We start from the raw sequence: 15673 nt of genomic DNA, 5'->3' as shown, positions 1-15673 counted from the left end.
TGCTAATTCAGCACATATCAGGTTTGGATGAGTGAAATCACGGAAGGGCTTGGTTATTATTGGAATTGCCATACGAATAAACATGCAGATGAAGATTTAAAAAACAGTGACACTATGGTGAATAAAGAAATTATTCAGGAAAAGGATTGTTATGAGTATCTAAATGGCTTGGGAATGATTAAGCGTGAAGATCCAATAGGGTTAGAAAGACTTCAAGCTGTTTATAGCTATTTGGCTCGTATAACTGTTGAAAAGATTGATCAACGTCTCAGGGTGCGTGTGAAAGGTATGAGGGCTTTTGGCTGTTCTATATGTTGATTGAACTAAAGGCTATGCATCTCAATACAGTAGGATATAGTTATACATTATTAGCTAAAAATACTGTTTCAGTATCATAAGGAATTGAGCCAGTAGCGGCTCAATTCCTATAGGTAAAATTTGGATGTTATGCTTGAATATACATCTACATTTCGCTTAAGGTTTTCCTTTTTTGCATCAATGCTTTAGTTAAAGTCATTCTAGGATTCTGCGAACTAGAATGACTTTTCATGATTATTCACGTTTCACGTCTGATATTTAATTTAATGTTCCACGGTTTTTGTAAGCAGAATTAGAATTTAGAAATTGAATAGTGCTGTCTTGTAAGTAACCAATAAATATATAGAAATACAAAACAAGCAATTTCATGTGTCCGAATTGACTTCAATCTCCCTCACCATTATCCTTAATCTGCTGGCCTACATTGCCAGTCGGTTTTGACAGACCGTTTCACTCCGCATCAGAATTATTCCTTTCTGAGGAATAGTCTTATGTGTACCTCTCGTTCCCTCCCGTTGCGGTAGGACGGGAGAGGGACACCTATGGTGTGCTAGTTGAGTGACTAGTCTGTCAACCCTCTTTCGTTCTACCACCATAATTCATTATTAGTGATCGTGGTAGTTCCTTTTTAGCACACAAGGAGTCAACCATGACCATTCAAACTTTCCTCTGTCTGTACTGATATTTCAATCAATTAACTGATTTTACTTCAATGTTTAGTCGGGGCTTTGGCGTCTTTATTCATTCGAGAACAACAGCCTGTTCTGTGAATGCACGCCTGTAGATTTAAAAAAACGATCGATACAGAAAAAAACATATAGGGGAACTTAAATGAAAATTAAATCATTGAGCATTCTTGCAATCATCATTACACAAACATTATCAGGTTGTTCATCTGAGGCAAAAGACCGCAAAGCCTATATTGAACAATGCATGTATCCCAATAAAGCCATCAAAATGGCTGTACGTTCTGAAGCATCTTGTGGATGCCGTTATGACTCTATCCGCGAAACCTACGGAAAACCATTCTTTAACCAACCGATCACTACAGTGGACGACCAAAAGAAAATGGATTTCGCTAGAGGGTACACCGTTGGTAAATGTAGTGGAGTAAATTAAATATGAACAACTACAAACATTTTCTTATTTTAACTGTTCTACTCATGGTGGGGTGTTCTTCAGAATCCAATACATCTATTGCCTCTGATCCATGTCAAGAAGAGGCGGATGTGGCTGAAACGGTTATGGATGCCCGTTTAAAACGTGGAGATCTTCCAAGTGCTACCTTGGCTTTAGCTGGTAATAATCAAGAGCTTCGAGAGCAACTTAGACCAATTATTCATGATGCTTTTGAATATGGTCGAGGTGGAACAGCGACCTTTGAAAGAACCAAACAAATGTTTAGGGAAAAGTATTATCAACAATGCATGCAGAGACAAGGAAGCTAAATTCCTGTGAACAGGAGTTTAAAATCTAAGAGGAAGAACATGAAAAAATTGATCTTAATCGCATCTGCTGCATTGATGCTTTCTGCATGTGACAAAGCAGGGAATTCTAATCCTAACGATACAACACAAGAAAATATTCAGCCAGTGACTGAACATGCTGAATTAACTGTGGTGGAAAAAGAAGATTTAAATTCACTGAGAACCTCACCAATTGAGGAGACTGCCAATCAGGCGGAATATTATCTAAATCATTTAGAAAGCTCTTCAGTACAGGAAATCCGAGCGTTTATTAAAAAGGGCTTAGAAGAATGGGAAGCTTTTAACAGTGAGCGTGCTGATCCCAATGATCCACCATTGGCAGACTTTACTGATAGTGATGTAGCTATGGAGTATCGTCTTGAGGTGAAGAACCATGTCTATGGTTCGAGTGTGGTGGAAACAGCCTACCTGAATCTGATTTCATTATCAGACAGTATTGAGCTGGATAAACTGATTGTGAATAGAGGCAATTGCAGAGCAGATTACCGTAGCGGTGCCAATCCGATTACCTATGGCAACTCCATGCGATTCTTCTTAAATTGTGATCCACGTAATATCAGAGAAGTTATTGCGGTACTCAAGGATGGTCGTCAGATCGTAATGTCGCCACAATAACCACTTGAGTCATACAGTACCAAAAGCCTGATTGAAAAAAATTGTAGTTATATAACATTAAGATGAATCAACATACAGAATGAACTGATTCACTGAATCGTTTCATTCTCATCAACATTAATCTCATCAAAGACTGCTGGATTTCATTCCTTAAACAAGGAGTGAAGTCCAGCAGTCTTTTTGTTTATAAGGACACAATTATGGCGCACTTAGTCGAAACAATGGCATTCACAGGTCAAACCCCTTGGCATGGCTTGGGGAATCAACTCACACCCAATCAACCCATCGAAGTTTGGGCACAACAAGCAGGTATGGATTGGCGTATTGAATCCTCTGATGTCAGTTACATGGCTCAGAATGAAAAGGGGCAAAGCATCATCATGCCTTTTGAAGAACAACGTGTTTTATATCGCTCAGATACCTATGCACCCTTATCTGTAGTGAGTCAGCGTTTTCAGGAAGTACAACCCAAAGAGATCTTAGAGTTCTATCGTGACCTGACTGAACAATCAGGCTTTGAACTAGAAACCGCAGGAGTACTTAAAGGTGGTAAGAAATTCTGGGCATTGGCACGTACTGGACAAAGCTCAGCCCTGAAAGTAAAAGATGTTAGTAATGGATACATTTTATTGGCGACTGCCTGTGATGGCACATTGGCAACGACAGCACAGTTCACCAGTATCCGTGTGGTCTGTAACAACACTTTAGCGATTGCCCTTAAAGGACAAAACACCAGTGCTGGTGTGGTGAAAGTACCCCACAGTACTAAGTTCGATGCGGAGAAAGTCAAACAGCAACTGGGGATTTCAGTGCGTGCATGGGATGAACACATGTATGAAATGAAACAACTGAGTCAACGTAAAGTGACACAGCAGGAAGCCGCTGCCTACTTTGATGCGGTATTTAACAATACCAGTCTCAGTGTGGCTGAACAGGATGAAAATATTATTCAGTTCTACCGCAATGCAGCCATGCCAAATCCAGCCAGTCAAATGAGGTCTGTTAGCAGTAAAGCCGACAATAAAACTGAACCGAATGGACGTGCTATGTCTAAAGCCATGACCATGTTTAACGGACATGGACGAGGGGCAGAACTCAGCTCAGCCAAAGACACCGCCTATGGATTACTTTGCAGCATTACTGAATTCTGTGACCACGAACGTCGATCGATGAGTATCGATCACCGACTTGATTCAGCATGGTTTGGTGCAGGAGCAGCCATTAAACAACGAGGACTGGAGCAAGCATTAAGAATGATTGCCTAAATTCAGTTTCAGTTAAGCCTTCTACATTAGCCTAAGCATACGGTAACACCGTACAAGCACAGCAACACCTTTCGCCGCATTCTCAGATGCGGCTTTTTTTATGCCCAAAATTTAGCTTCTACGACTTTACCCATACAGGAATATTTCTAATGAATAGCAATACTCAAATTCAAAACACCTTAAACCATCCACCTTTACAGCCTTATGTACCCAACTTAAATCAACCGATTCAACAGCTTGAAGTAGGGACTAGAACGAAGCACAACCTATTAAAGAAACAGCCACGCAAAGCAAAAGCACCTGTAGCCAAACGCCTTGCTAACACCAAGCAGATGAATTACCAACAATGGCTCGAAGTCAGAAAACAAGGCATTGGCAGCAGTGATGCCGCTACCGCATGTGGACTGAATCCTTACATGTCGATGCTCGAACTGTGGATGATCAAGACTGGTCGGATGCAACAAAACATCGACGATGAAAGTGCTGGCTATGCGCCTTTATACTGGGGCAAACAGCTAGAACCTTTAGTAGCTGAATACTACAACATGCATACCAATAATAAGGTACGTCGGGTCAATGCCATACTTCAGCACCCCGATGAAGATAAACACTTTATGTTGGCAAATTTGGATTATGCCGTGGTGGGCACTGATGAAGTGCAAATCTTAGAATGTAAAACTGTAGGGGAATATGGCTCCAAACTGTGGCGAGATGGTGTACCACTTTATGTCCTCTGCCAAGTACAACATCAATTGGCAGTGACAGGAAAGCAGGCAGCACATATCTGTGCCTTGATCTGTGGACATGAAACCAAGATATTTAAAGTCACACGCAACGAAACGGTGATTCAGCACATCATCAATGCGGAACGCCATTTTTGGCAATGTGTCGAAACAGGTATTCCACCCAGTGTCGATGCATCCGATTCAGCAGCCAAAGCCTTACAACAACTTTACCCAGCACAAACACCATTACTGGTAGAAGACCTGACTCAACATGAACAAGCCAACTACCTATTTAACCAATTATTAGAGGAACGACATAAAGTTGAACAACACCAACAGTATTTTGATGAGCTGAAACATCAACTACAAATGCTGATGAAAGACGCTGAGCGAGCTGTATTTACAGGTGGCTCTGTCACTTGGAAAAAGTCGCAAGACTCAATTGGCTTAGACAGTAAGTCACTACTGAAGCAACACCCTGAATACTTACAACAGTTCCCACAAACCAGAGTAGGGACACGGCGTTTTCAGATTTACCCGAATGGTAGATAAGGCAGAATTACCAAGCATTCCATCCACTTCATCTAACAACGTATCAACCAACACAAAAATCCACGATCCCATACCCCAACAGGTGTGGGATTTTTTTATGCCCAAAATTTTAAACATCGATATAGAGGACATCACCATGATTAAAGGTTTAGCAATTACTCCCCCTGTTTTAGGACGTATCAGTATTGGCAAGATTGTCGAAAAGAATGGCAAACGACTCCCTGAAAAGGATGATCAATTTACCATTACCAGCCAAATCCAAAACAAAGAAGGCTGGGTCAAACATCCACTGGATGAGCAGCTACGTGCTAAAGCACCTAATCAAAACCAAAAGTTAAGAAGTATTCCTGTACGAATGATTTTTAATGATCCTGAGCTCAACCTTAGAGCCGAGTACAGTTTATTTGACCGACAAACAGGACGCTTAATCTGCTCAGGTAATGGCGAAAGCTGTCAGCGACTTGGACAGAATGGCATTGAACAACATCCATGTCCATCCCCTGATTTATGTCCATTGGCACAAGGAGGGTTGTGCAAACCCTATGGCAGACTCTACGTGAATTTAGATGAATCGGATGAGTTCGGAACATTCATTTTTAGAACCACAGGCTTTAACAGCATCCGCACTTTGGCGGCACGACTGCGTTACTACTATGCTGCATCGGGTGATCTACTTTCATGTCTGCCGTTGCAACTCACATTGAGAGGCAAAAGTACCACGCAAAGCTACCGCACGCCGATCTATTACGTGGACTTAACTTTACGTGATGGGATCAACCTGCAAGAGGCAATTACTTCAGCTAAGCAGATTGATGAACAAAGTAAGGCAGCAGGGTTTTATCAGGAAGCTCTGGATCATGTGGCGCGGCAGGGTTATGGCAATGCCAGCTTTGAGGTGGGCGGTGAGGAAGGATTGGATATTGTTGAGGAGTATTACATGGAAGAATCTAAGCCACAACAACATGAACAATCTCATAATTTTACTCATGTTCAAGATATTCAAAAAGGATTGCAACAGTCGGTGCAGGCTTTGAACTAGCAGAGCTTAGACAGCATTGGACTGCGTAAAATTTTACTGGACTGACCTATCATCTGAGCGAATACGCGCTCGCATCTTTGATGAGAATATCTATAAATGGATTTAGAGTAAGCTTGAAAGTCGAGAAAAATAATAGTGGGAGCTTTTGCTCCCTTATTTTTTTGTTTTTGGTTAGACTACGATTAGTCATTATAAATTTTTGAAATTAAGAGAGGGTATTTATGAGTAGTGATAGCTTTGAGTTAGTAGAACCTGCACTTCCTGAAGGTGAAAAAAAAACGCGTAAGAAAAGCGAAAAAAAGCCACAGCCAACTAAAAATGTAGAATTGGGTACAGAAATCATTTCCTATCGTCACTTAGACAAACGAGTTAATAACCCAGAAGTAGGTATGGTTACACCTTTTACTGATCCTGATGTAGGTAAGATACGTTGGAAGTATGACCCACACATTGACCCATCATTACAGTTTGATTCGCAACGTGCTTGGACTGAAAACCTGATTGATGATGCTTTAGCTTCAAATGACCCTGAGCAGATGAAGCAGGCATTAGAAGCACTGAAAAAAGCACAATCGCCTTATTTAAATTGGGCAGGTAAAGCAGAGCATACAAGCTTTGTAGTGGATACTGTCAGTTTGCACGTGCATGAACGTGTTGATCCTGCCAGTATTTTGGCGGCTGTGCGTAAACGCATGGGCAAGGAAGAAAAGAGCAAAGGTAAAGTCAAAGCACTACAGCCTGGTTTATTTGATGCGCCTTTTGAAAATCTACCTTTACGTGATGCTTTAGATTTTTATAAGCATGAAAAAGGATGGTCAAACCGTTTAATTGCAGGTGATAGCTTACTTGTAATGAATAGTCTTTTACAAAAGGAGAGCATGGCGGGTAAAGTTCAGATGATCTATTTTGATCCGCCTTACGGGATTAAGTATGGCTCTAACTTTCAACCATTTGTAAATAAAAAAAGATGTGAAAGATAAAAGTGACAATGACCTAACCCAAGAACCAGAAATGCTAAAAGCTTTTCGTGATACATGGGAGTTGGGGGTTCATTCATATCTAACTTATATTAGAGATCGTCTAAAACTAGCCAAAGACTTATTAAATAGTACAGGCAGTATTTTTGTTCAAATTTCAGATGAAAATCTTCAGCATATTAGAGAAATTCTAGATGAAATATTTGGTAGGGAAAATTTTGTTTGCCAAATCACTTTTCGTAAAACAAATAAAGCTCTTGGTGCTAAATTAATAGGTCAAGTTGCTGATTATATTGTTTGGTACGCAAGAGATAAAAAAAATCTTAAGTATAAGGATCTTTTTGACATCAAATCTCCTGACACTGAATCATCAAGTTTTAAGTGGATTGAAGATGAGAATGGTAATAAAAAAAGAGTAACGCCTGAAGATAATTTAGAAAAAGCAAGATTCTTCACACCTATCCCGCTTGCGTCTAGTGGTTATACGCCCAGCTGCACATTTGCATTTGACTTATATGGTTCTAATGTTGAAAGTAGGGTTGGTAAAAGTTGGTCAACAACAAAAACAGGAGTGGAACGGGCTAAAAAGGTTGGTCGCTTAACACTCATGGGTAAAACTCCATTTTGGATTCAATATTTGGATGAGCTTTGTACTGTACCTCTTGAAAATATTTGGGATGACACTCGAGGTGAGTTGCAGAAAGATTATGTAGTACAAACAAGTCATAAAGTAGTTGAACGTTGTTTGTTGATGACAACTGATCCTAGTGACCTTGTTTTGGATATTACTTGTGGTTCTGGAACGACGGCTTTCGTTGCTGAAAGATGGGGGAGACGTTGGATTACTTGTGATACCTCGCGTATAGCAGTGACTTTAGCCAAACAACGTTTGATGACAGCTAGTTTTGATTACTTTGAACTTAAATATCCAAATGAAGGTTTGAGGGGAGGATTTATCTACAAGACGGTTCCTCATGTTACCTTAAAGTCGATTGCAAATAATCCAGACATTGATCATATTTATGATAGTTTACACCCTAAAATTGAAGCAGCACTAACACAACTAAATAAAGAGTTGACTACTCAACCACCAGCATCTTTTAAAGTTATTGACGGTGGTCGTAAAGGTGAAACTTTAGATTTCTCTAAAAAAGCTGAATTATTAGAATGGGAAGTTCCATTTCATGCACCTGAAGATTGGAATGAGGCTCAAGTAAAGGCATTAGATGCATTCCATCAAGCCCGTATTGCGATGCAAAAGCAAATGGATGAAGCGATCGCTGCACACGCCGATCAAGAAATTTTATATGACAAACCGATCATCAATAAAAATCGCCTAAGAATTAGCGGACCGTTTACCGTAGAAGCAGTGCCTTTCCCTTCAGTAAAAGCTTTGGATGAAGCTGAAGCTTTAGATGAAGCTGATGCAAGTATTGCACGTACAGGTGAGTCAGGTCGTAAACACGATTGGATGGCTGAACTCGCTAAAACAGGTATTCGTGGTCCAAATGGTCAGATGATTAATTTCACTGACTTGGAGCTAATTCCTTACGATAAAGATATGCAGAATATCCATGCGATTGGTCACATAGAAAATGGCGATCGAGTTGTTGTAAGTTTCGGTCCTGAACATGCAGCCTTAGAACAAAGACAAGTTGCAAATGCCATGAATGAAGCAGGTAATCTATTCCCATTACCTAAAATGATCGTCTTCTGTGCATTTACCTTTGACCCAGAAGCTGCAAAAGATATTGATGCGATTAAGGGGATTACTGCACTTAAAGCACAAATGAATACGGACTTACTCACCGAGGACTTAAAGAAAGCACGTTCAAGCAACCAAAGTTTCTGGTTGATGGGGCAGCCTGATGTCGAAGTTCATAAACTAAAAGATGGCAAGTATCAGGTTGAAGTACTTGGGTTTGACTACTTTGATACAGTCAAAGGCGAGTTGATTTCTGGTGGTAAATCCAAAATTGCGATGTGGAGTTTAGATACCGACTACGATGAACGTAGTTTATTCCCGCATCAAGTTTTCTTCCCAATTGCAGGTAAAGGCGAAGGGTGGGAAAAGCTGAAGAAAAATATTCGTGCTGAATTGGATGAGACTCAATTAGAGAAATTCCACGGAACGAAAAGTTTGCCTTTTGAAGCAGGAGATAATAAAAAGATTGCGGTCAAGATCATTGATGACCGAGGTATTGAATCCCTCAAAGTGATGAACTTGGATTAAGGTGAAAAAAGATGTCTCAAAATTCATTGATTATCAGTTCACCTTTTGAATGTCCAACCTATCATTGGGAACGTAATCCTCAGAACAGTCAGCTTGATTTAAAACAAGGTCGTCGCCCTGCAAGCTATGAAATTTTTGATACACGCAGTAATACGCTTCGTTCTGTTGAATTGGATTTGGTTAATCGTATTCGACATCGTGTAAATGAATGGCGTGAAGCAGATTACCCTGGGATTACTGCGATTACTCGTCAGTTACTTACGCATTGGTATGATAAAGAAACTACACGTCCTTATGAGTTTTATTTCTGTCAAATTGAAGCAATTGAAACCTTAATCTGGCATGTAGAGGCGACACCAGAGTTTAAGCAAGGTATTGCAATTTCAGGTGATGGAGGTGAGTGGGAGCGACTCTGTAATAAGATGGCAACAGGTTCGGGTAAAACCACTGTCATGTCGATGATCATTACATGGCAAGTTCTGAATGCAATTACTTATCCTAAACGTCATAAAGATTTTTCAAAGGCGATTTTTATTGTCGCGCCTGGTTTGACAGTCAAAGAGCGATTACAGATTTTGATGCCTGGTCATCCACAGAATTATTACGATGATTTTTCACTATGCCCAAATGAAGTACTACGTCAAAAACTTAATCAGGCAGAGATTCTGATTGAGAATTGGCATTCACTGATGCCACAAAAAGAGCCTGAGCGCTCAGTTGTTAAAAAGGGTAAGGAAAGTGATGAAGCTTATGTTAGACGTGTATTAGGTTCATTAGCTAATCATAAAAACATTGTTATCATCAATGACGAAGCACACCATGCTTATCGTAAGCCTGCTGAGGTTAAAATCAGTAAAAAAGATGCTGAAGAATTAGGGATTGATTTAGATGAAGCCACACGTTGGGTTGAAGGTCTAGATCGTATCCATAACGCAAGGGGTATCATTCGTTGTTTTGATTTATCTGCAACGCCATTTGCACCAACAGGTAAGAAAACTACTGAAAGTGCATTATTTGAGTGGGTAATTTCCGATTTTGGACTTTACGATGCGATTGAAGCTGGGTTGGTCAAAACGCCTCGAATCGTAGTACGTGACAGTGCCTTACCAAGTACAAAAGATTTAAAACCAAAGCTTTACCATTTATATCGTGAAGATGAGGTCAGAGAAGATTTAAACCGAAAAGCAGAACCACATGAAGCATTACCACAAATTGTTCAGCAGGCATACACACTTCTAGGAGCAGATTGGCGAGAAGCACTGAAAGCTTGGGAACAAGCAGGAATGACCTCTCCACCAGTCATGCTGACGGTTTGTAATAGAACAGAGACAGCAGCTCGTATTGAGCATTACTTTAATAAAGGTGACGCACAGTGGGCTGAATTAAAAGCACCTGATAAGACTTTGCGAGTTGACTCAAAGGTGCTTGATAAAGCTGAAAAAGGTGAGGCTGCATCAGCTGACTCCACATACGAAAATCGATTAAGAGAGATAGTAGAAGCTGTCAATCTACCGAATGATAAGAAGCAAGAACTTTTAAGCCTGAAAAAAGAAGAGCTGTTGCGTGCGATTGTAGATAATGTTGGTAAACGAGGAACAGCTGGTCAGAGTTTGCAAAATGTTATTTCGGTTGCAATGCTGTCTGAAGGATGGGACGCAAAAAATGTTACCCACATTATGGGATTACGTGCTTTCTCAAGTCAGCTACTCTGTGAGCAGGTCATTGGTCGTGGTCTCAGACGTGTTGGTTATGATACTCAACCAGTTGAATGTCCCGATGGTATAGTTCGTGAATTATTTGCACCTGAGTATGTGAATATTTTTGGTGTTCCTCTCTCGATTTTCCAAGATGTCGGTGAAGGCAGTAGTAATCCACAACCACCAAAGCCTACGACTCAAATATCTACTTTGGCTGAACGATCTTCGCTAGAAATATCATGGGCGAATGTGCTGAGAGTTGATAGTGTTTTAAAAGAAAAACTAGTCGTAGATTGGGCGAAAGTTCCAAGTATTCGATTAGATCCAAGTGAAATTCATGTCTCTGCTGATTTAGCTCCAGCTTTAGGCGGTGCTACAGATTTATCTAAGGCAGTCGGGATTGATCTTGAGCTCTTACCTGAAGAGTTTCGTATGCAAAAGCTTTTGTTTATTGCAGCACGTAAAGCTTTTGAAAATGTCGAGCAAGGATATACTGGTAGCAAAGAGATATTAATTCAGCAATTAATTCGTTTATCTGAAGAGTTTTTAAAGTCAGATAAGATCGATATTCCTTCTTTATTTCATCAAGAACCACTCAAAAAACGTATTCTTATTGCGCTTTCGATGGATAAAGTTGTTCAGCATTTAGTGACGTATGTGCATCAGGCAAACGTGACAGCATTAGAACCGATCTTTGATATCGAAAAACCTATTGGCTCAACTGAGGATATGAGAACGTGGTATACAACAAGATTGTGCCAACCTACTGAGTATTCTCAAATCAGCCACATGGTTGCAGACGGATCATGGGAAGCTTATGCAGCCAATGTTTTAGAAAAATTTGGTAGGGAGAAAATAATTACTTCCTATGCTAAAAATGATCACTTAGGTTTTAATATTTACTATATGTGGAATGGTAGTAAAAGGAAGTATGTCCCTGATTTCCTCATTCGTCTTGCAAATGGTAAAACCCTTGTACTAGAAATTAAAGGCCAAGACAGCGATCAAAACAGAGCTAAACGTTTAGCCTTGGATGTGTGGGTAAAAGCAGTAAACCAAAAGGGTGGTTTTGGAGCATGGGCTTGGGATGTGGTTAAAGAAGAGCCTTCTCGTATGCATGATGTGATTTTGGAGCATGCAAAATCTGCCACTTATTCTAAACCTATAGGTGAGCTGTTTTTAGATTTGTAAAAATAAAGATACATACAAAATCCTTCTTTTTAGGAAGAAGGATAAGATTTATTCTTTACAACAAATGATATAGCCATTCATGATTATCTTTATAAATGTGCTCAAATCTATATTTCATAAATGCAATTAATGAATGATAATTATTGCTAATAATAACTATATTCGTTTTCCGCTTAGGTTAACCTTTCCAATTTAAAACATGAGAGCGATCCATAATGCTATCCCTGATAGTGAACTAGCTCCGTAAAACAGACAGTTAAATTGATAAGACATATTTATCAATGCTCTCAGTTGTTTTGATGTCGTATTTTTGCTCGACATAATGTCGTATTTTTGCTACTCTCAAGTGGAGCAATAACGTAAGTTTTGGAGTGTGTGATGACGATTAAAACCAGAATTCAGATGCGTATCAAGCGTTCAAGACGTTATGTTTTTATGCGTGATGATTTTAATGACATTGCGAATTATGACCAAATTGGAAGAGTTCTACGAAACTTAGTCCAAGAAGGTGAGCTACTCAAAGTTGGTTATGGTATTTATACCAAAGCAAGAAAAAACCAGATTACAGGTAAAGTAATGCCAGCCTGTCCAGAAGGTGCAGATGCAGTAATATTGGAAGCATTAAAACGCTTAGATGTAAAAATCACGTTGGGAGAGGCTACAGAAAAATATTTATCTGGAATGTCTACTCAAATACCAGCTTTTACACAAATTAAAACGCCACGTCGTTTTACACGTCAGTTATCTGTAGGTCGTAGCAATATTAATGCCTAATATAGAAATTTTGTTTGCTGATGTTGCCGATGCCCTTGGTATTGGGGCAACTTCTATTGTTGAAAAAGATTACTATGTTGTTGAGCTATTGAGGTTGTTACAGCCTTTAAAATTTGAGACACACGATTTAGTTTTTGCAGGTGGAACATCTTTAGCTAAAGCGAATGTTCAATTGAACCGAATGTCTGAAGATGTAGACATTAAACTTGTACCAAAACCACAAATCGTATTAACACGGACTAAGGCTAAATCTATACGCAAACAATTGTTGCATCAAGTAAAGTATATAATTTCTCAATCAGATATATTTCAAATTGAAAGTGATTTGGTAGTTTGTGATGAGTATCGTTATATCGAATTATTGATTCGATACCCACAGCATTTTAATCAAGCACCTTGTTTACGACCATTTATTAAATTGGAATTGGTTGAAACAGAGTTGCTTGAACCTTTTGAACTCAGAAAAATTACTTCATTTGTGTATGATTTAGCTAAAGAAGGAGAACCTGTAGGTGGTTTTCCTTCAGTCACAGTTGCAAGTACAAGTGTTGAAAAGTTGATAGCAATTTTAAGGCGTACTGCCGCTTTTTCACGAAATGTTGAAAGAACTGATGAGGAGTCATTAGTCAGGCATGTGTATGATTATTTTAAAATTACCTATGGTAAATCACAAGATTTTGTATATTTAGGGCAATTAGCCAGCAAAGTTATAAAAACAGATATTGAGCGTTATGGTCGCCAACATGCGCAGATGGTTAAAGACCCCATAGCTGAGTTGTTGTTTGGGTTAGGTGAGTTAGGCCACAATCCAATGTATCAACAAAGATTTAATGATTTTGTAAGCCCAATGGTATTTGGCGATGAACAAATAACGTGGGTGCAAGCCTATTCACATTTCCAAGACTCAGTAAGAAAAATTCTTATTGAAGTAGGCTTTTAAATCCTAGAAGGCTTAGTCGAAAAATAGAGATCATAATTTTATTTTACGGAGCACCTTTACTCTAAATCACTAATTTTTTAATAATCAACTCTCGAATACAGATACTGTAAATCTGCTACAATTACGCCAATTTTGAATTCCCACTTTTTCAGTTTTAGTACATATTTAGAAATGTGTACATAACTGTGTACATATTGTAGATTTTTCTCATGTTTAAAGATGAATTAGCTAATCAGGTAAAGGTTCGTAGGACTTTTGCTATTATTTCCCACCCCGATGCGGGTAAAACCACAATGACAGAAAAACTGTTGTTATGGGGTAAGGCTATTCAGGTTGCGGGTATGGTAAAAAGCCGTAAATCTGATCGTTCTGCGACATCCGACTGGATGGAAATGGAAAAAGAACGTGGTATCTCGATTACGACATCGGTGATGCAGTTCCCTTATAAAAAGCACACCATCAACTTACTCGATACCCCGGGACATGAAGACTTTTCGGAAGATACTTACCGTACTTTAACCGCTGTTGACTCTGCATTGATGGTGATCGACGGTGCAAAAGGTGTCGAAGAACGAACTATTAAACTGATGGAAGTGTGTCGTATGCGCGATACACCGATCATTTCATTCGTTAACAAAATGGACCGTGAGATTCGCGAGCCTTTAGAGTTGCTTGATGAAATTGAAAATGTCTTAAAAATTCGTTGTGTTCCAATCACATGGCCACTGGGCATGGGACGTGATTTTGCAGGGGTTTATAATATCCTTGAAAATAAACTTTACGTCTATAAAGCTGGTTTTGGCTCGACGATCACAGATATTGAAATCCGTGATGGTTATGACCATGCTGACATTCGTGAAAAAGTAGGTGAGTTGGCTTGGGCATCATTTGAAGAATCTCTTGAGCTAGTACAAATGGCAAATGAGCCATTAGATCGCGAGCTATTCTTACAAGGTAAGCAAACACCTGTATTGTTCGGTACTGCTTTGGGTAACTTCGCAGTTGATCATGTGCTTGATGCGTTTATTGATTGGGCGCCTGAGCCAAAAGCACATCCAACACAAGAACGTACTGTAGAAGCCACGGAAGAGAAATTTTCAGGCTTTGTGTTTAAGATTCAAGCCAATATGGATCCTAAGCATCGTGACCGTATTGCCTTTATGCGTATTTGTTCAGGCAAATATGAAAAAGGTCTGAAAATGAATCATGTACGTATTGGTAAAGATGTACGTATTTCGGATGCTTTAACATTCTTGGCAGGTGAGCGTGAACATCTAGAGGAAGCGTGGGCAGGGGATATTATCGGTTTGCACAACCACGGTACGATTCAAATTGGTGATACATTTACCAGCGGTGAAGACTTACATTTCACAGGTATTCCACATTTTGCGCCTGAAATGTTCCGTCGTGTACGCTTAAAAGATCCTTTGAAATCGAAGCAATTGCAAAAAGGTTTGAAAGAGTTATCTGAAGAAGGTGCAACTCAGGTATTTATGCCTCAAATCAGTAATGATCTGATCGTTGGTGCAGTGGGTGTGTTACAGTTTGATGTGGTTGCCTACCGTCTAAAAGAAGAATATAAAGTAGATTGTATTTATGAGCCTGTAAGTGTACATACAGTACGCTGGATTCATTGTGATGATGAAAAAATCTTGAATGAATTCAAGAAAAAAGCTCATGATCAATTATCAGTAGATGGTGGCGGTCACTTAACCTATCTCGCGCCGAGCCGTGTAAACTTGCAATTAATGCAAGAACGTTGGCCAGATATTGAGTTCCGCAATACGCGAGAACACTAAGAATAATCGAAAACAGCTTCTAATTTAGAGGCTGTTTTTCATTGAGCAGTCTAAAAATAAA

12 protein-coding genes and 1 pseudogene are annotated in these 15673 nt (G+C 39.5%); all 13 read left to right on the top strand.

From position 1 onward, the window contains the following. Positions 1 to 18: 18 nt before the first annotated feature. A pseudogene (locus IO68_RS28035) lies at positions 19 to 318 on the top strand (hypothetical protein); the annotation flags it as partial. Between the two features lie 831 nt (positions 319 to 1149). Continuing rightward, entirely contained in the window at positions 1150 to 1437 is a 288-nt protein-coding gene (locus IO68_RS28030) for a hypothetical protein (RefSeq protein WP_023013721.1), read from the top strand. 2 nt (positions 1438 to 1439) lie between these two features. Next, positions 1440 to 1766: a hypothetical protein gene (locus IO68_RS28025; protein WP_023013720.1), complete on the top strand. Its 327-nt coding sequence runs from the start codon at positions 1440 to 1442 to the stop codon at positions 1764 to 1766. Positions 1767 to 1805: 39 nt separating this feature from the next. Continuing rightward, positions 1806 to 2420, top strand: coding sequence for a membrane lipoprotein lipid attachment site-containing protein (locus IO68_RS28020; protein ID WP_023013719.1), 615 nt, complete (start codon positions 1806 to 1808; stop codon positions 2418 to 2420). A gap of 200 nt (positions 2421 to 2620) precedes the next feature. Continuing rightward, positions 2621 to 3685, top strand: coding sequence for a DUF932 domain-containing protein (locus IO68_RS28015; RefSeq protein WP_023013718.1), 1065 nt, complete (start codon positions 2621 to 2623; stop codon positions 3683 to 3685). A 149-nt stretch (positions 3686 to 3834) separates the two neighbouring features. Continuing rightward, entirely contained in the window at positions 3835 to 4962 is a 1128-nt protein-coding gene (locus tag IO68_RS28010; RefSeq protein ID WP_023013717.1) for a YqaJ viral recombinase family protein, read from the top strand. Positions 4963 to 5098: 136 nt separating this feature from the next. Next, entirely contained in the window at positions 5099 to 6001 is a 903-nt protein-coding gene (locus IO68_RS28005; protein WP_023013716.1) for a hypothetical protein, read from the top strand. A gap of 221 nt (positions 6002 to 6222) precedes the next feature. Next, on the top strand, positions 6223 to 6981 hold the full coding sequence (locus IO68_RS34295; protein ID WP_023013715.1) for a hypothetical protein: 759 nt from the start codon (positions 6223 to 6225) through the stop codon (positions 6979 to 6981). Beyond that, positions 6971 to 9211, top strand: coding sequence for a site-specific DNA-methyltransferase (locus IO68_RS28000; protein WP_023013714.1), 2241 nt, complete (start codon positions 6971 to 6973; stop codon positions 9209 to 9211). Before IO68_RS34295 ends, IO68_RS28000 begins: the two co-directional genes overlap by 11 nt. Positions 9212 to 9222: 11 nt before the next feature. Further along, positions 9223 to 12099 carry a BPTD_3080 family restriction endonuclease gene (locus IO68_RS27995; protein ID WP_023013713.1) on the top strand — a complete coding sequence of 959 codons (2877 nt, stop codon included), beginning with the start codon at positions 9223 to 9225 and terminating at the stop codon, positions 12097 to 12099. Positions 12100 to 12477: 378 nt separating this feature from the next. Next, the gene (locus IO68_RS27990) at positions 12478 to 12873 is read left to right on the top strand and encodes a DUF6088 family protein (RefSeq protein ID WP_023013712.1); all 396 of its coding nucleotides are present in this window, start codon (positions 12478 to 12480) and stop codon (positions 12871 to 12873) included. Continuing rightward, positions 12866 to 13813, top strand: coding sequence for a nucleotidyl transferase AbiEii/AbiGii toxin family protein (locus IO68_RS27985; RefSeq protein WP_023013711.1), 948 nt, complete (start codon positions 12866 to 12868; stop codon positions 13811 to 13813). The genes IO68_RS27990 and IO68_RS27985 overlap by 8 nt, the downstream gene beginning before the upstream one ends. Positions 13814 to 14022: 209 nt before the next feature. Next, a complete protein-coding gene (locus tag IO68_RS27980) occupies positions 14023 to 15612 on the top strand; it encodes a peptide chain release factor 3 (protein WP_023013710.1) in 1590 nt (529 codons plus the stop codon). The last annotated feature ends 61 nt before the right edge of the window (positions 15613 to 15673 follow it).

It is taken from the genome of Acinetobacter sp. COS3 (assembly GCF_000475335.1).
In the GTDB taxonomy this organism is placed as follows: domain Bacteria; phylum Pseudomonadota; class Gammaproteobacteria; order Pseudomonadales; family Moraxellaceae; genus Acinetobacter; species Acinetobacter venetianus.
This window is presented reverse-complemented; position numbering and strand designations above follow the sequence as displayed.